Origin of the sequence: Caballeronia sp. LjRoot31 (assembly GCF_964253885.1) — a bacterium.
Lineage (GTDB): Bacteria > Pseudomonadota > Gammaproteobacteria > Burkholderiales > Burkholderiaceae > Caballeronia.
Genome location: NZ_CAXURX020000001.1, coordinates 2,456,212 through 2,473,147, shown reverse-complemented (window position 1 = coordinate 2,473,147; position 16,936 = coordinate 2,456,212). Strand labels below are relative to the sequence as shown.

General features: G+C 62.2%; 11 protein-coding genes. 6 read left to right on the top strand and 5 right to left on the bottom strand.

The window, feature by feature from the left end; translation table 11 throughout:
- Positions 1 to 229 precede the first annotated feature (229 nt).
- From ACSQ8V_RS10895 to moaE, 3 genes are read left to right on the top strand one after another with little or no spacing between them, the layout of a single operon-like run.
- Positions 230 to 1,474, top strand: coding sequence for a molybdopterin molybdotransferase MoeA (locus ACSQ8V_RS10895; protein WP_213761880.1), 1,245 nt, complete (start codon positions 230 to 232; stop codon positions 1,472 to 1,474).
- Between the two features lie 18 nt (positions 1,475 to 1,492).
- Positions 1,493 to 1,750 (top strand): molybdopterin converting factor subunit 1, encoded by a 258-nt coding sequence (gene moaD, locus ACSQ8V_RS10890; protein ID WP_213761546.1) that lies wholly within the window; start codon positions 1,493 to 1,495, stop codon positions 1,748 to 1,750.
- Between the two features lies 1 nt (position 1,751).
- Positions 1,752 to 2,231, top strand: a complete 480-nt coding sequence (moaE, locus tag ACSQ8V_RS10885; RefSeq protein WP_436205722.1) for a molybdopterin synthase catalytic subunit MoaE — start codon at positions 1,752 to 1,754, stop codon at positions 2,229 to 2,231.
- An 80-nt stretch (positions 2,232 to 2,311) separates the two neighbouring features.
- Here moaE and ACSQ8V_RS10880 read toward each other — a convergent pair whose 3' ends face one another.
- Complete coding sequence (locus ACSQ8V_RS10880; RefSeq protein ID WP_436205721.1) at positions 2,312 to 2,911, bottom strand: group III truncated hemoglobin; 600 nt, start codon at positions 2,909 to 2,911, stop codon at positions 2,312 to 2,314.
- A 648-nt stretch (positions 2,912 to 3,559) separates the two neighbouring features.
- On the opposite strand from ACSQ8V_RS10880, the gene ACSQ8V_RS10875 reads away from it, so the two are divergent.
- The gene (locus tag ACSQ8V_RS10875) at positions 3,560 to 4,051 is read left to right on the top strand and encodes an Rrf2 family transcriptional regulator (RefSeq protein WP_213761543.1); all 492 of its coding nucleotides are present in this window, start codon (positions 3,560 to 3,562) and stop codon (positions 4,049 to 4,051) included.
- A 354-nt stretch (positions 4,052 to 4,405) separates the two neighbouring features.
- On the top strand, positions 4,406 to 7,003 hold the full coding sequence (clpB, locus tag ACSQ8V_RS10870; RefSeq protein ID WP_213761542.1) for an ATP-dependent chaperone ClpB: 2,598 nt from the start codon (positions 4,406 to 4,408) through the stop codon (positions 7,001 to 7,003).
- 119 nt (positions 7,004 to 7,122) lie between these two features.
- Here clpB and ACSQ8V_RS10865 read toward each other — a convergent pair whose 3' ends face one another.
- Both ACSQ8V_RS10865 and ACSQ8V_RS10860 read right to left on the bottom strand, forming a co-directional pair.
- Positions 7,123 to 7,575 carry a YidB family protein gene (locus ACSQ8V_RS10865; RefSeq protein WP_213761541.1) on the bottom strand — a complete coding sequence of 151 codons (453 nt, stop codon included), beginning with the start codon at positions 7,573 to 7,575 and terminating at the stop codon, positions 7,123 to 7,125.
- A gap of 199 nt (positions 7,576 to 7,774) precedes the next feature.
- Positions 7,775 to 8,389 carry a ComEA family DNA-binding protein gene (locus tag ACSQ8V_RS10860; RefSeq protein ID WP_213761540.1) on the bottom strand — a complete coding sequence of 205 codons (615 nt, stop codon included), beginning with the start codon at positions 8,387 to 8,389 and terminating at the stop codon, positions 7,775 to 7,777.
- Positions 8,390 to 8,427: 38 nt separating this feature from the next.
- Here ACSQ8V_RS10860 and ACSQ8V_RS10855 point away from each other — a divergent pair, with 38 nt between their 5' ends.
- Positions 8,428 to 8,601, top strand: a complete 174-nt coding sequence (locus ACSQ8V_RS10855) for a hypothetical protein (RefSeq protein ID WP_213761539.1) — start codon at positions 8,428 to 8,430, stop codon at positions 8,599 to 8,601.
- A gap of 132 nt (positions 8,602 to 8,733) precedes the next feature.
- Here the strand turns inward: ACSQ8V_RS10855 and pbpC are convergent, their stop codons facing one another.
- Both pbpC and ACSQ8V_RS10845 read right to left on the bottom strand, forming a co-directional pair.
- Positions 8,734 to 10,932, bottom strand: coding sequence for a penicillin-binding protein 1C (gene pbpC, locus ACSQ8V_RS10850; protein ID WP_436205720.1), 2,199 nt, complete (start codon positions 10,930 to 10,932; stop codon positions 8,734 to 8,736).
- 4 nt (positions 10,933 to 10,936) lie between these two features.
- Entirely contained in the window at positions 10,937 to 16,903 is a 5,967-nt protein-coding gene (locus ACSQ8V_RS10845; RefSeq protein ID WP_436205719.1) for an MG2 domain-containing protein, read from the bottom strand.
- Between the last annotated feature and the right edge of the window lie 33 nt (positions 16,904 to 16,936).

Below are 16,936 nucleotides of genomic sequence, written 5' to 3'. Positions count from 1 at the left end.
CGCCGCGTAGCCGGGGGGCGACGGTGTGCGCCATTGTCCTGCACTTGTCCGGATGGCCGATGAGCCCGCATCGGGCGCAACCGGGCGGACGCTTGGTGCTGGCTTCTCGCTACAATAAGTGCTTCGGATGCCGCGCTTTTTAGCGCTGCCCATTTCACCATTCCGCCATTTCACGGCCAATACAAATCTCCCGACGATGTCCACCACGCCCGCCGCTCCACGCCCGCCAATGCTGTCCACCGCCGACGCACTCGCTACCTTGCTGGCGGCCGCGCGCCGGGTGGACGGCGCGCAAACCGTCGATACCTTCGAAGCGCTCGGGCGCGTGCTGGCCACAGCGGTCGTGTCGCCGCTCGACGTCCCGCCCATGCGCACCAGTTCCATGGACGGCTACGCGGTGCGGGCCGCGGATCTCGCCGGCGCGTCTGATGCGAGCGCTGTGACGCTGCCCGTGTCGCAGCGTGTGCCGGCTGGCCAGGCGGCCGAGCCGCTGGCGGCCGGCACGGTCGCGCGCATCTTCACCGGCGCCACCGTGCCGCCGGGTGCGGACGCCATCGTGATGCAGGAAATGGTTCGCGCCGACAACGCTGGCGCAACGTTCTCGCAGGTGCCGCCGGAGGGCGAATGGATCACCCAGCAAGGTGCCGATATCCGTCGCGGCTCGGTGATTCTCCCCGCCGGCACGCGGCTTACGCCGCAGGCGCTGGGGCTCGCGGCATCGGTGGGTAGCGCTGCGCTCGACGTGGTGCGCAAAGTGCACGTGGCGGTGTTTTTTACCGGCGACGAACTCACCATGCCCGGCGAGCCGTTACGCCCCGGCGCGATCTACAACTCGAATCGTTTCACGCTGCGTGCGTTGCTTGGTGAACTGGGTTGCGACGTGACCGACCTCGGTATCGTGCCTGACCGTCTGGACGCAACCCGCGAAACCCTGCGGCGCGCGGCACGTGATCACGACATGATCCTCACGTGCGGAGGCGTGTCGGTTGGCGAGGAAGATCATGTGAAACCGGCTGTGGAAGCCGAAGGGCGCATTTCCATGTGGCAGATCGCGATGAAACCCGGCAAGCCGCTCGCGTTCGGCGCGGTGCGGCGCGGGCCGGTGGATCAACCTGCCGATAAAAACGGCGGCGAGGCGTTTTTTATCGGCTTGCCGGGGAATCCGGTCTCCAGTTTCTGCACGTTCCTGCTGTTCGTACGCCCATTTATCCTGCGGCTGGCGGGCGTCGAGGCGGTTGAACCGCGCGTGTATGCCATGCGCGCCGATTTCTCGCAGAAAAAGGGCGACCGGCGCAACGAATTCCTGCGTGCCCGGGTGAACGAAGCGGGCGGGCTGGAGATCTTCGGGAATCAAAGTTCGGCCGTAATGACATCCACGGTCTGGGGCGACGGTCTGATCGATAACCCACCGAATCATGCTATCCAGGCCGGCGAGACCGTGCGGTTTATCCCGTTTTCAGAACTGATGCGTTGATTTGCGTCGAAGGCAATCATGAAAGTCGAATTACGGTTTTTTGCCAGCGTGCGCGAAGCGCTCGGCGTGGCGAACGAGAGCGTGGATGTGCCGGACAGCGTGTCCAGCGTCGGCGACGTGCGCGCCTGGCTGCGCATGCGCGGCGGTGAATGGGCGGAAACGCTCGCCGAGGGCCGCTCGTTGCGCATGGCGTGCAACCACGAAATGACGGACCCGTCGCGACGTATCACGGAAGGCTGCGAAGTCGCGTTTTTCCCGCCAGTCACGGGAGGCTGAGATGACCCGGGTACGCGTGCAGGAAGCCGATTTCGATCTGAGCACGGAAGTTGCCGCGCTGCGCGCGGACAATCCCAAGGTAGGCGCGGTGGCGTGTTTTGTAGGCACGGTGCGGGATTTGAACGAGGGCCAAACCGTTCAGGCAATGGAGCTGGAACACTATCCAGGCATGACCGAAAAGGCACTGGAGGCAATCGCTGCGCAGGCTCGGGAACGCTGGCCGGGTTCGGATGTGCTGATCGTCCATCGCGTGGGAAAACTCTTGCCGCTCGACCAGATCGTGCTGGTTGTGACAACCGCCATGCACCGGGCGCAAGCGTTCGAATCGTGTGCGTTCGTGATGGATTATCTGAAAACGCAGGCGCCGTTCTGGAAGAAGGAAAAGACGGAACACGGTGAGAAATGGGTCGATGCCCGTGAATCCGACGACGCCGCGCTGACACGATGGAATCTGGAGTCGCCAAAAGGGGCGGGGGCGTAAGCAACTGGCAGCAAGTGGCCGCGACCGCGCTCCGTTCGGCTGTTTGCCTGTTGTGTGGCAGGTGGATCGGGAGTTCGCGCTTATGCGTCGCTTGACCGGTCGCGTAATTCGATGTTTTCAACACCCGACAGCCTGACTGGAAAGGGTTCGCCGTGGCTGCGCTCGGGCAATTCCGTCGACGACTCGTTCTCGCTGCGGCCTGTTCGCAGGCGCTTGAGTGACGCCATCAATGCAAGCTGCGCGTCCGGAATGGCATAGTCCCAGCCGAATTTGCTCAGTTGCAGGCTTTGCGCAATGCGCAGCGCCGGTTCCATGAACTGCATGGCTGCGGCGGGCTCGTAGCGGGTGTCGACGGTATCGAGGAAAAGCGTGAGCCAGCGGGCGAAGTGCTGGGGTTCAATATCGCCAAGAGGCCGGTGCGCATCTTGAACGTTGCCCCTATATCCCTTCGTTCCCAGCACGAGGCTCGACCAGAACGTCGTCATCTTCGCCAGATGCGCGTCCCAGCGCCCAGCGAGTTCGCGGGCGAAGATCGGGCCAAGCAGCAGGTCATCGTCCACACGCCGGTAGAACGCGTCGACCAGTTCGCGGATATTGGTTTCGTCGGGTTCCGCGATGCGCACGAATGGCGCCGGTGGTATGTCTGCCTTGCTGGAGGGCTCAATCAGGGGCTTGCTCATAAGATTCGATGACAGGATTCAGTGGGGATTTAGTCTGGCTGACGAGGTTGACAATGGCTCTCGAATCCGCGCATGTAATTCCGACCCACCGGATATTAATAAGATGCCACGCGCCGTGGAAATTTGACTCGGGCGGGATAAAGTACGAATCTATCGCCGAATGCGCTTACGAATGGGCTTATAAGTGGGCTTACGAGCGGCAAGTGACCCTATAAAGCAGGCTCATGAACCCAACACGGTTATATGAGCCATCCGTAAATGGGGCCAGAGAGTTCTGGCCGATAAGCCAAGCCCATCAGTGATGGCCGATCAGTTCGACCGGTACGCGCGGCAAATGAGCAAAATGACGTTTGATTGACATCCGGCTGACTGCGTCCATGATAATCGACGTTTAATCGTGATGCAGTGGGTGGCGCAAGCGGCGGCTGGCCGCAGCGGCCGTGGCCATATTGCCGGCGTTGCGCGGCGAGGATGAGCGGATTGGGCTGCGCGCGCACGGCCTGGTGCAGATCGAGCGCATCCCTGACTATCCGTGCCGCCTGCCGCCACACCCTGTATCCGAGCGATTGAAGCTTTTACTCCGCTGCGGACCGACGTGACCCAAGCGATCGGCTCATGCGACTGATTACGCGAACTACGCGAACACCCATGCGACTGACCGATTACACCGACTATTCGTTGCGCGTCATGCTCTATCTGGCCGTCCGGTCCGAGGGGCTGTCGACCATCCAGGAGATCTCCGACGCCTACGGGATCTCCAAGAACCATCTCATGAAGGTGGTGCAGCGGCTCGGGGAACTGGGCTGGGTGGAAACCGTGCGCGGCCGTAACGGCGGCCTGAGGCTCGATCCTCGCACACCGTTGCTGAGCATCGGCGAGGTCGTGCGCAAGACGGAGAACGATTTTTCGATAGTCGGCTGTTTCGCCGATGAAAGCGAAGCTCACCGGCACTGCGTGATCCAGTCCCATTGCCGCCTGCGCGGGGTGTTCGCCGCCGCGCGCGATGCGTTCCTCGCGGAACTCGATCAGCATACGGTCGGCGATCTGGCGTCGCCCGCTGATGAGCTGGCGAGCGTGCTCGGCATCGTGCGTTTAATGCCGGCAGCGGCGGGCATCGGTCGTATCGCCGGAGATAGCTGACTGAGCTGCCTTATGTAATTGAAGCGACTGGTAATTGAAGTGACTGATGTGCCTGACTGACCTTCCTGACGCACGCGTATTCCAGGCGCAGCCCGTGCTGGTTCTTCGATCTGGATCAGTCCACCGCCATCGCGATCCGATCACAATGGTCCCAGACGCCCACGCTCGACGGACGCCAACGACGTTGTTCCCCCGACTCGACGTTTTTGCGCATTACGAGCGCTACCAACCGCTCGGCACCATCAATCGCGTCAATCGGCATTTTGCAGAAAAGTGCGATTTTTGGGCAGTGGAGCGCTTGAAAGTGCCGGATCACGCCTCATTTTGAACACATCCCGATTTGGAGGTCTCAATATGAGAATCGACAAGCTAACCACGAAGTTCCAGGAAGCACTGGCCGACGCGCAGAGTCTCGCCGTCGGCAATGACAATCAATATATCGAACCGGTTCACTTGCTTGCCGCGCTGATTGCGCAGCAGGACGGTTCGGCGCGCTCACTGCTGTCGCAGGCGGGCGTGCAGGTCCAGGCGCTGCAAACCGCGCTCAAGGACGCCATGACGCGCCTGCCGCAAGTCCAGGGCACGGACGGCAACGTCCAGGTCAGCCGCGATCTCGCCGGCTTGCTGAACAGCGCCGACAAAGAGGCGCAAAAGCTCAACGACACGTTCATCGCAAGCGAGATGTACCTGCTCGCCATCGCCGATGACAAGGGCGAAGCCGGCCGTATCGCCAAGCAGCACGGCCTCACGCGCAAGGCGCTCGAAGCGGCGATCAATTCGGTTCGCGGCGGCGGCCAGGTGAATAGCCAGGACGCCGAAAGCCAGCGCGGCGCGCTGAAGAAATACACGGTTGATCTGACCGAACGCGCTCGCGCGGGCAAGCTCGATCCGGTGATCGGCCGGGACGATGAAATTCGTCGTTCAATCCAGATCCTGCAACGCCGGACGAAGAACAACCCGGTGCTGATTGGTGAGCCGGGCGTGGGCAAGACCGCCATTGTGGAAGGTCTCGCGCAGCGGATCGTGAACGGCGAGGTGCCGGAATCGCTCAAGAGCAAGCGCGTGTTGTCGCTCGATATGGCCGCGCTGTTGGCCGGCGCCAAGTATCGCGGGGAATTCGAAGAGCGGCTGAAATCCGTGCTCAGCGATATTGCCAAGGACGAAGGCCAGACCATCGTTTTCATCGACGAAATCCATACCATGGTCGGCGCCGGTAAAGCCGAAGGCGCCATGGATGCGGGCAACATGCTGAAGCCGGCGCTCTCGCGCGGCGAGCTGCATTGCATCGGCGCGACCACGCTGGACGAGTATCGCAAGTACATCGAAAAGGACGCAGCGCTCGAGCGCCGGTTCCAGAAGGTGCTGGTCGATGAACCGTCGGTGGAAGCGACCATCGCGATCCTGCGCGGCTTGAAGGAACGGTATGAACTGCATCACGGCGTGGAAATCACCGATCCGGCTATTGTCGCGGCGGCGGAATTGTCACATCGCTATATCACGGACCGTTTTCTCCCCGATAAAGCCATCGACCTGATCGACGAAGCTGCGTCCAGGGTCAAGATGGAAATCGATTCGAAGCCCGAAGAGATGGATCGGCTCGATCGTCGTTTGATCCAGTTGAAGATCGAGCGCGAAGCCGTCAAGAAGGAAAAGGACGAGGCATCGCAGAAGCGCTTGCAGTTGATCGAGGAAGAAATCGAGCGTCTGGGTCGCGAGTATTCCGACCTCGAGGAAATCTGGATGGCGGAGAAAGCCGCCGTGCAGGGCAGCGCGACGCTGAAGGAAGAGATCGAGAAAGTGCGGGCGGACATCGTGCGTTTGCAGCGTGAAGGCAAGCTCGAGAAGGTTGCCGAATTGCAGTACGGCAAGTTGCCTGGACTCGAAACGCAACTGAAGCAGGTCACGCAGTCCGAGACCGCGGAGCAAAGCAACCCGACGCGGCCGCGCTTGTTGCGCACGCAAGTGGGCGCCGAGGAAATCGCGGAAGTAGTGTCGCGTTCCACCGGCATTCCCGTGTCGCGGATGATGCAGGGCGAGCGCGAGAAACTGCTGCAGATCGAAGGCAAGCTGCATGACCGCGTGGTGGGTCAGGATGAAGCGATCGGCGCGGTGGCCGATGCTATCCGGCGGTCACGCGCGGGGTTGTCGGATCCGAATCGTCCGTATGGTTCGTTCCTGTTCCTTGGGCCGACGGGCGTGGGCAAGACCGAGTTGTGCAAGGCGCTCGCCTCGTTCCTGTTCGATTCTGAAGATCACATGATCCGTATCGACATGAGCGAGTTCATGGAGAAGCACAGTGTCGCGCGCTTGATTGGCGCGCCGCCGGGTTATGTCGGTTATGAGGAAGGCGGTTACCTGACCGAGCTGGTGCGGCGCAAGCCCTACAGCGTGATCCTGCTCGATGAAATCGAGAAGGCGCATCCGGACGTGTTCAACGTGCTGCTGCAAGTGCTCGACGACGGCCGCATGACCGACGGGCAAGGGCGCACCGTGGACTTCAAGAACACGGTGATCGTCATGACGTCGAATCTCGGCTCGCACGTGATCCAGGCGATGGTCGGCGAGCCGCACGAAGCGGTGAAGGAAGCGGTCTGGGAGGAGGTCAAGCTGCACTTCCGGCCGGAATTCCTGAACCGGATTGACGACGTCGTGGTGTTCCATTCGCTCGACCGCGAGAACATCCAGATGATCGCGAAGATCCAGTTGCAGCGGCTGCATGAGCGGCTCGCGAAGCTGGAGATGCAACTCGACGTGTCTGACGCCGCGCTGGAACACATCGGCAAGGTGGGTTACGACCCGGTGTTTGGCGCACGGCCGTTGAAGCGCGCGATCCAGCAGCAGATCGAGAACCCGGTCGCGAAGCTGATCCTCGCCGGCAAGTTTGGACCGAAGGACGTGATCCCCGTCGATATGCGGGATGGCGAGCTGGTATTCGATCGCGTCGTGCATTAAGACGCGGGTTGAAGGCGCCGGGCGAAGTCGGCCGGGCGTCATTCGTTCCAACAAAAAGGGGCAACGGAGTGATCCGTTGCCCCTTTTTTACTAGTGCCCAAAAATCAGGCCAACAACGTTTACGCCTTCGGTTCCTCGCTCTTGCCGCCGAGCAAGCCTGCCAGACCGCCAATCCCGCCGAGCGATCCCAGCAAGCTGCTCACGTCGAGCTGGCCGTTCGCCGGCACTTGGCCGTCCGGCGTTGCGTGGTTCACGAGATGCGGCAACACCGAAGCCAAAATGCCGGACACCTGGTCGCCGGACAGGCCAGCTTTCTGCGCCATTTGGCTGACCGCATCCGAACCGAGCACGTTGGTCACGGTGTCCGAGCTGATGGGCTTGTTTTCGCCGTTGCCGACCCACGACGAGACGATGTCGCCCGCGCCATTTTCATGGAAACGCTGAATCAAGCCGGTCAGGCCACCGGGCTGGTTGTTGACGAACTCCATCGCAATGGCGACTAGGCCGGACTGCGCGCCGCCACCTTGAGACGAATTGCCGAAAGAAGAGGCGAGGGTATCGAGTAGGCTCATGGCTGTCTCACTTGAAAACGATGCTGGTTAGATACCGTCCGGCGTCATGCTGGTTTGCCTGTGCCGGCCGGAAAACATGCCGTCCCGTGAAGGATGGCCGAAGTGTTTCTGCTGCAAGGCGACCTGGGCGGCTTGAATTCGAACTGCGCGCGATGACCATTCCACGCCCGGAATTCGGCGCCGAAGTGCGTCGCCGTCCTCAGGTTGCTGCCGCGTCGCTCGCGGCTTTCTTTTTCTTGGACTTCTTCGACGCCTTGGCGCCACTCGCGCCCGAGGCTGCATCGGCTGTTGCTGTTGTCGCCGTACTCGAACTAGCCGCCGCACTGGCCTTGGCTTTTTTACCCTTCTTGCCCTTGGTGGCAGAAGCCGCGTCTGCCGTTGTAGCCGTCGTTGCCGGCGTCACTGCGGGCGTCGTGGCCGTGGTCGCGGCGGGTGACGTGGCGGCCGTTGCAGCCGTGGACGACTTCACCGTCGATTTGGCGGGCGCGGCAGTGCCTGCGTTGGTGGCGGCCGGCGTCTTGCTGGCCTTTGTCCCGGTCGGCGGTGCGGATGAACCGCCAACCGTCAGTCCGGCCTGCTCCAGATTCGTCACGGACTTCGTGCCGAGTCCTTTCACTCGGTTGGCGAGATCGTCGGCATCTTTGAACGGGCCGTTCTTCGTCCGTTCGTCGATGATCGCCTTCGACTTCACCGGCCCAAGCCCCTTTACCGCTTCAAGCGAGGTTTGATCCGCCGTATTCACGTCGACGGCCGCGAACGCGGCGCCTATCGACAACGCAAGGGCCAGACACAGCATCAACAGCTTCTTAAGCATGACAAGTGCTCCAGGTTGAAAAACAAAAGGAGGAATCGATGTCGGCCTTACTGGAAGCCTGGCCAGAAAGCCCAACTAGCATAGGACAAAATGCGGGTCAGCATAATGGCAGCGAGGTCCATCCGGTGCGGGCGGGATTATTTTTTACAACATTGCCGGCTATTATTTTGCCGGTTGTGCCCAATCCACTCTCCGGTTTCGATTCTATCTAGCGATTATCACCAGACTCATGGCGGATGGGGGCAGGTCGGTTCAGATTTAACGTTTCGCGCATATACGCTTGTCGAAATCGACGCTATCCCGGATTTGATTCTTCGGGTCTGATTCATCGAGTTTGATCCTCATTAACCTTTTGTCTTGATTTTCGCAAACGCGCCGCGTACTTCGAATTTCACGGAATCGACCACCACGCCCTGGCGGTCGACCAGTTCCAGTGTGTGATGCCCCGGCCACGGCAGCCATGCCATGCGTGACATGCTAGTTGAAGGGCCGGCCAATTTGCCGTCCAGCCGCCACACGCTGCCCGCCGGTGCGCTTTGCGCGCTCTCGAACCAGACCCGCTGGCGCGCGGCGGGAATATCGGGATCGAGCGCGAAAATAGTGCCGTCGGTGGGAGAGGTGATCCGGGCCGTGCCGTTGCGTACGGCCGAGCCTTCGGCATTCGCCGACAACGCGATCCGCGACATTTGCATGCCGCTCAGGAACCAGTCCTCGCGCGCCGGCTCGATATCGTTTTGATAAACAATCTGCGTGCGCACCACGCCCGACGGCGCGATGGGCGGCCGGCTTGGTGTGCGCCGATGCAGGTAATTCACCAGCGCGGCCCACACGGGCGCGGCGCCCGTGACGCCGGAGACGTCCCACATCGGTGCACCGTCCGCGTTGCCCACCCACACGCCGACCGTATAGCGCGACGTGTAGCCGACCGCCCAGTTATCGCGCATGTCCTTGCTCGTGCCGGTCTTAACGGCGCTGAAAAAGCGCGTGGCGAGGACGCTGTCGAAGCCGAAGGTGCGCGTGCGCGCGTTGTTATCGGCGAGGATATTCGTCACGATAAAACTGGCTTGCGGGCTGAAAACGCGTGTGCCGGATGTAGCGAGGGCATGTGCCGGCAAGTCGGACATTGGCCCCGTGACACCGCCGTTCGCAAGCGTCCGATACGCGTTCGTGAGTGTCGCGAGCGTCACGTCAGCGCTGCCGAGCGCAAGACTGAAGCCGTAGTAATCGCCTGCTTGCGTGAGCGGTAGACCGAGCGACACCAGCGTTTTCGCGAACCGGTGCGGCGTAACCATCACCAGCGTGCGCACGGCCGGCACGTTCAGCGACGACCCCAGTGCCGTGCGCATGCTCACCCAGCCCTTGAAATCGTGATCGTAGTTTTGCGGGATATACAGGCCGCCGCCGGTGGCGAGATCGAGCGGGGCGTCATCGAGTAGAGAGGCCGGCGTGAGGCGTTTTTCGTCGATAGCCTGAGCGTACAGGAACGGCTTGAGCGTCGAGCCAGCCTGGCGCAAGGCGACGACGGCATCGACTTCCGGTGCGTTCGACAACCCTCCCGCCGAGCCGACCCACGCGAGAATCTCGCCGCTGCGGTTATCGATAACGATCGCGGCGCCGTCGTGCACGTTGCGCTGATGTGCGCGCGAGTTGAGTTCGAGCAAGGTACGCGCGAGCGAGTCGCGGGCGAAGCGCTGCAGCGAGGCGTCGAGCGTGGACTGGACACGCGCGCCCGCTGCAGGATGTACTTCGCCGGCCACACGTCGCGCGAAGTGCGGTGCGAGCGCGTCGTAATCCGAGGACTGCGGCGAGGCGGACGCGGTGCGCGTGAGTGTCAATTGCACGTAGCTGTCGAGGTTCGCGCAAGGGTCCGTCGCCGATGGCCGCGCCCGATTCATGTCCCGCAAAATGCCGCATGCCCGAGCCGATACCTTCGCGTAATTCGCATTCGGCGCACGCACCAGCGCGGCCGTGAGCGCGGCTTCACGCTCGTTCAGCCCGGACGGAAGTTTGCCGAACAACGTCTGCGACAACGCGGACAAGCCCACGATCTCACCGCGAAACGGCACGAGGTTGAGATAGGCCTCGAGAATCTGGTCCTTGCGCCAGGCGTGATCGAGCCATAACGCGCCGACCGTCTGCGTCGCTTTCTCGCCAATCGAGCGGCGTCCCGGCCGGCGATCTTCATCGATCAGACCGGTCAGTTGCATGGTCACCGTCGACGCGCCGCGCGTACGCGTGTTCCACAGATTCGCCCAGGCGGCGGCCGCAGCGCCACGCCAATCCACGCCGCTGTGCTCGTAGAACCGCTTGTCCTCCGACACGACAATAGCCTCGCGCAACGCCGGCGATACATCCTGCAACTCGACCCAGTCGCCGCGCCGCTCGGTTGTATCGATGCGTGTGCGCTGCAGCGGCTCGCCGTCGCGGGCGAGCAGCACCCAGTCGGAACTGCGCCAGCCCGAGCGCACTTCGTCAAAGGTCGGCAGCGCATTTGCCGGGCTGGCAAGCACGCAACAGACAAGGGCGAGGGCGGCGCGTTTCATCGCGTTATTTGGCCGCGGCCAGTGGCGCGACGACCATTGTTGCGTTGGGAATCGCACCGAATACGGAGGGCGCGTAGAGCGCTTCCACGCGCGTAGGCGGCAACCCGAACGTGCCCGCGTTGTTTAGCCGGACGGTGTATTCCACCTGCAATTTCCCCTTCGGCAGATAGTCGTAATACGCGCGATATCCATCAAAACCACGCTCGACAAACGCCGGCCAAGCGCCTTGCGGGCTCTTTTCGCCTTCGGTCGCCACTTCCGAGTCGCGGCCGAGGCCCGAACCGAGGATCGTCGCACCCGCCGGAATTGGATCATTGACGACGACCCATGTCATATCGCTTTGGGCATCGATGTCGAGATGCACCCGCACGATGTCACCACGCGAGAGCGTGCCTTTGACCGCCGGTTCGATCGGCGTGATGGTTTTCGTGATCCGATACCCCGCCGCGAACGGCGCTTTCAACGCGACGGCCGCGAGGCTCTCGATGGTCGCCCACGGTTTGCCGCTGCCTTCTTGCGTCAGGTTCAGCGTGCCGGATGCCCACGGCAACGTCACGTTGCGAGGATTCGCAGGCGAGGCCGGCGCGTTCCATGCGATGGCTTTCTCCGTCGTGCCCAGCGCAATGCGCGTTTGACCGCTGACCGGCGTGCTTTCGAACACCTTGGAAAAGCGCTGCACGGCGAGCTTGCCCCACAGGTTCGACGTCGTGGTTTGCCACGCGCCGTTCGTCTGCAACGCGAGCAAACCGCCGATCAGGCGCGGCATTTCATCCTTCCACGCGGGGTTATCGGCGAAGATCAATGCAGTGCGCGCCGCGTTCGATTCGGGGCCGGTCATGAGCCAGTAGAGGTCGTCGTCGGCGGCGGTGGAGAAGGTGAGGCGCGTGCCCGAATACGTCAGGCGCGCCCGTAAAATCTGCTCGACCTGAGCGCGTTGGTCGTCGCGTTGCGCGATGCCATCGACACGCGAAAGGATCGAGTAGTAATCGAGCAGCGCGGACGTCGGCCATTGATTCGGCGCGATGGTGATCGAGCCGAGCATGCGGGGCGCGGCCAGCCCGTAACGCGATAAAGCCTCAATCGCCGAGAGTTTCACGAAGTCCAGATCCTGACGCGGCGACCAGAATTTCCGCTCGATCTTGCCTTCCACGAAGTTGGTCAGCGCGCCTGCGAGTTTGTCGCGCAGGTCGTCGGGCAGCGCGAAGCGGGGATCCGCTTTCGATGCTTCATCGCTGACCGCGAGCAGGTAGGCCGACAACGCCGGACTGCCATAAGGCCGCGAATCGTCCGAGGGCGGGAAGTAGTTGGCGAGCCCGTCGCTATCCAGGTATGAGGGCATCCGCGCGATCACCGTCTGCCATTGCGTGAGGTCATCGAGACCCAGCGCACGCGACGTTTGCTGCTCGAGACAGCTATACGGATAACGTTCGAACCAGCGTCGCACACCCGGCAGGCCATCGGCGAGTTTCGGCTGCAACGTCACGGCAATGCCGCCGCGAATTTGTCCATCAGCCGATGCCACCGCGGTCTCCGGCGGCGCCACAGGCAACGCGAATGTACCGTCGACCTGGGTGATCGTTGCTTGCTGCACGGTCACGAGAATCGCGGCCACTACGCGTTGGGTGAGTTTGACGGCATCGGCGGCTTTCGGACCGCCTTGTTCCACCGCGCTGACCTCCCAGTTCAACGCGCCCGTAGCCGCCATGCCGATGGCATCCGGCGTCTTCACGTCCCACGAGATCTCCTGCGACGAATCCGGCGCCAGTGTCACGTTCTGCGCGGGGAGATCGAGCGTAGGAACACGCGGCGTCACGACAACCTGCATCGTCCGTGCGGTCGTATTGCGCAGCGTAAACAACGCGCGGAACTGGTCTCCTACACGCACGAGCGGCGGCAGGCCCGAGATCAATTGCAGATCCTGCGTGCTGCGTATCGATGCACTGCCGGTACCGAATTGACCCGCGCCCACCGCCCCGATCGCGACAATGCGAAAGCTCGTCAACGCGTCGTTGAGCGGGACATCCACCGTTGCTTCGCCGTTCGCATCGAGTGTCACGCGCGGGTTCCAGAGCAAGAGCGTGTCGAACAGCTCGCGCGTCGCGCTGTGTCCGCCGCCACCGCCCGCGGGCACGGCTTTACGCCCGAAGTGACGGCGTCCGATGATCTCCATCTGCGCCGTCGATGTCTCCACGCCATACGCGCGCCGTTGCAGCATGGCGTCGAGCACGTTCCAGCTTTGATTCGGCATCAGTTCGAGCAGGGCTTCATCGACGGCGGCGAGCGCGATTTGCGTGCCGGCCGGCGCGGGTTTGCCGTTCGGCAGCGTCACGCGGACCTTCACATGCGCCTTCGAACGCACGGCATACGACTTCGCATCCGGCGTGACCGTCACGCCGAGCTTGTGCGACGCCGTTCCGACCTTGATCTCGCCGAGCCCGTAACGGAACGCAGGCTTCGACAAATCGACCAGCGGGGTAGGCGCTTCATATTGCCGCCCTTCGTACCAGAACGCGTGCACCCAATCGAGCGGCGATTTCCAGCCCCACGTGAAGAACGAATACCACGGGACTTCGTGAATCCGCCCGCGGATCGCGAGCACGGAGACATACACGTTCGGCCCCCACGACTCCTGCACTTTCAGCTCGACGGTCGGGTTCTTGCCATCGAGTTCCACGACCTTCGTTTCCACGATACCTTCACGCTCCACCGCCACCAGCGCGGTCGCGAAGCGGAATGGCATGCGCACCTGGAAGCGGGCTGTTTCGCCGGGTTCGTAGCTTGTTTTTTCAGGCAGCACGTCGATCCGGTCCGTGTTTTCGCCGCCGAACCAGAGTTGATCTTCACGCGTGACCCAGACCGACGTGGTCGCGTTCGCCACACGTCCGTCACCATCCTTGGCAATGGCAATCAGGTCGACATTGCCTGCTTCCTTCAGTTTTGCTTCGCAGGAAAGCAGGCCGTGGTCATCGCTTTTGCCGCTGCATAGCGTGCCGAGGTCCTTGGTTTCCGTGTGGTTATCGTAGGCATAAAAACCGCCGACCATGCGCTTGCGCGAGCTTGTCATGGTCCGTGCAACGCCGCGGATTTCCAGCGCAACGCCCGCTCGCGGTTTGCCTTGCAAGTCGACCGCGAGCGCCTGCACCGGCACTGCGTTGCCGACCGATACCCAGTCACCCGCCTTGATGCCGGCGGCAACAGCGGCAGGCCAGAGCGTGGCGCTGCCGCGCAGCGTCTGGATCTCGCCGTTCGGGTCCGCGAAGGTCGCTTCCAGCGCAAGCTGCTTCGGTGCTTCCACCAAGGGCAGCGACTTCAGCGTGAGGGTCCCCGTGCCATTGCGGTCGAGCGTCAACGCGGTTTTATCGGCGATAAGCTTGGCCGTGGACGTATCTTCCTGCGCGTTGCTGTTGTCGTCCTCGCCTTCGGTTGCGGGCGCGCTGGCGCCGTCATCGGTGGGCTTCTTGTACGGCGCGAAGCTAAACGATTCGAACTGCGAAGCAAAAGCCGGTGACGTGTCTTTCATCAACGCCGACACTTGCACCGGCAGATTCGATGCCGGTCCGCCCGACACATATTCAATCTGTACCGCCAGCGGCGCCGTGGTCGCGGCCACCAGCGCGCCGGTCTTCTGATCGCGAATGCCGATCGATCCCTTGAACACCGGAAGGCGGAATTCCTCCACGCGGAAATTGCCGGTTTCGATGCTCATGTGCCCTGACCCGGCGTCGTCGCTGTCGGCATCCGAGTTGGCCGAGCCGTCATCCAGCGTCACGCTGTATTCGCCGAGCTTCGCGGCGGCCGGAATCGGGAAGGTGGAATCGGCGCTCCGGTCGGCCGCCCATTTGAGCGGAAGATGGTATGTCTGGCCGCTGCCCTCATGACGGATCGTCACACGCGAAGGTAAATGCGAGGGAAACGCAAAACCGCTCAGCGTTTCTTCGCGCATCAAATGTTTCATCGATACCGTTTCGCCGGCGCGCAACAATGTCCGGTCGAACACGGTCGTGGCGCGCGTGGTTTGATCGCGGCTCATATCGGTCGGGACGTTGAAACGCCACGACTCAATCCCGCGATTCCAGTCCGAGCGCACGAACGCCATGTCCGGGCCAGTCTTCGGATCATCGACACGCGCCGAGACGAAAAAGCCCGAATAGTCGAGGCTGTTTTCATCGCAAGAGCGCGCCGATGCCAAGGGCTTGCCGATCGTCGCAATGCCATGAAGATCGGTCTTGGCGACGGCGATCTGATCGCCATTGCAATCCGTGACGCGCACTTGCGCGTTCGGCACGGGTTTGCCGCTATCGAGCGCGGTCACCCAGACGATGCTGTTTTCGCGGCCTTGTTTAAAGTGAACGCCAAGGTTGGTCACAAGCACCGAGGTACGCACATACATGGCTTGCGGTTTGCCGAGCAATGACGCACCCAGTGCCGGCGACGCCAGTTCGACCACATAGAACCCGGGTTTCGGGAGCGGAATGCCGACCACTTCAAAAGGCCGCAGCGACTTCGGATCAGCCTGCGGCACGCTCAGGGTTTCAACGCCCGGTTGTTTCGCCAGCAACGACAGCGAGCGGATATCGATTAGCGGATCTTTCGCCGTGCTGTTCTGCGCGTAGACGGGCTTGATGCCGTTGCTCAGCGCCTGCGGCATCTCCTCTTTGATCTGCGAGACGGACATTGAAAAGCCGTCGAAACGATCGACGGTTTTCATCCATCGACGGATCTCGGTGTCGGCATCCACACGCAGTTTCGTCACACTCGATGAACCCGCGTTGAGCCCGTTCACTTTCAGGTCGGCCTCCACGTGGCGTAGCGTAACGGGCAACATGGCGGGCATGTTCGGCTCGGCGAAGCGCTCGATGATCCCGAACGTCGACGATGAAAACTTGGCAAGCGGCGGCATGGGCGCCGTTGATGTCTTCAGCGGGAAGAGGTCCGCGTTCGACAGCACGCGGCCACTGGAATCCTTGAGTCCGGCAGGCAGTTCTATCGATAAATCCGCGTGTTCGGGCAACGGCGCCGCGAACTGGACGCTGGTGATGTCGTTGTCCTTTTCATCGGGATCGAACTGGGGCGAGGTCTTGCCGCCCGGGCCGTGCAGAGTGATTTGTTGGGCATCCACACGCGGCACGGGCGAGCTGAAGCGGATGCGCAGCGGGCGCAAGGGCGTGCAGGGTGCTTTCGCGTTTTCGCGTTCGCAGGAAAAACTGGCGGTGAAGGGTTCGCGGACATCGAAGTCGAAGCGCTTCTCCACATCGTTCGCGAGGCCGCTCGGGCCCGCTACGCCCGCGCCGTACACGAGTTGCATTTTCGTCGCGGACGGCAGGGTTTGCTGGCAGGCGAGCGTGAGCACGCGTGCGCTGTCTTTTTCGAGGCGGAAATGTTTGAGGAGGTCGGCGCGTACGTTGGCGTCGACGGTTTTGACGGGAATCCGGTTACCCAACCCATTCGATTCGCACCAGATGTCCTGCAACGCGGACGCTTCCGTAGCGGGGCCATTCAGGCGCAACACGAAGATCTGGTTTTCTTCTATCTCGCCGTCGCCGGGCATGACTTGCGTGACAAACGGGCCGCCGGTTTCGAAGCGGAACTGGCGTGGACCGGTGAGTGCGTTGCCCGAGGTGGATTTGAGCCCGTCTTCCAGCGCGACTGAGCAGCGCATGCCGGGCGTGAGGTCTTGTCCGAAGTCGAAGGCCCAGGTTTTATCGTCGATCCAATGAGCGGAACCCGCCGATGCTCCCCCGCTGCAATGCACCTGAGCCGGGGCTTTGGCTGCGGGGTCTCCGAACGCGATCATGGCTTCGTCGAACTTGACGACCACCTGGCGCACCTGCGTCACCTTGCCTTGTGGCGATACGCTCACCGTGCGGGCAGCGTCCGCGCGATGCGTGGCGCCCAGGAAGCCCACTGCGAGCAAGAAGAGGGCGGCAAGCGTTGCCAGCGGCCAACGTTGTTTTTTTATGACGCGGATCATCGCACTCATTCCAGGGTGACCAAAACGCTGGCG

Coding starts and splice junctions, on each gene's coding strand:
- ACSQ8V_RS10860 (WP_213761540.1), bottom strand. CDS start 8,389: ATGCTTAAGAAGCTGTTGATGCTGTGTCTGGCCCTTGCGTTGTCGATA.
- moaD (WP_213761546.1), top strand. CDS start 1,493: ATGAAAGTCGAATTACGGTTTTTTGCCAGCGTGCGCGAAGCGCTCGGC.
- ACSQ8V_RS10875 (WP_213761543.1), top strand. CDS start 3,560: ATGCGACTGACCGATTACACCGACTATTCGTTGCGCGTCATGCTCTAT.
- ACSQ8V_RS10895 (WP_213761880.1), top strand. CDS start 230: ATGCTGTCCACCGCCGACGCACTCGCTACCTTGCTGGCGGCCGCGCGC.
- moaE (WP_436205722.1), top strand. CDS start 1,752: ATGACCCGGGTACGCGTGCAGGAAGCCGATTTCGATCTGAGCACGGAA.
- ACSQ8V_RS10855 (WP_213761539.1), top strand. CDS start 8,428: ATGTCGGCCTTACTGGAAGCCTGGCCAGAAAGCCCAACTAGCATAGGA.
- pbpC (WP_436205720.1), bottom strand. CDS start 10,932: ATGAAACGCGCCGCCCTCGCCCTTGTCTGTTGCGTGCTTGCCAGCCCG.
- ACSQ8V_RS10845 (WP_436205719.1), bottom strand. CDS start 16,903: ATGATCCGCGTCATAAAAAAACAACGTTGGCCGCTGGCAACGCTTGCC.
- ACSQ8V_RS10865 (WP_213761541.1), bottom strand. CDS start 7,575: ATGAGCCTACTCGATACCCTCGCCTCTTCTTTCGGCAATTCGTCTCAA.
- clpB (WP_213761542.1), top strand. CDS start 4,406: ATGAGAATCGACAAGCTAACCACGAAGTTCCAGGAAGCACTGGCCGAC.
- ACSQ8V_RS10880 (WP_436205721.1), bottom strand. CDS start 2,911: ATGAGCAAGCCCCTGATTGAGCCCTCCAGCAAGGCAGACATACCACCG.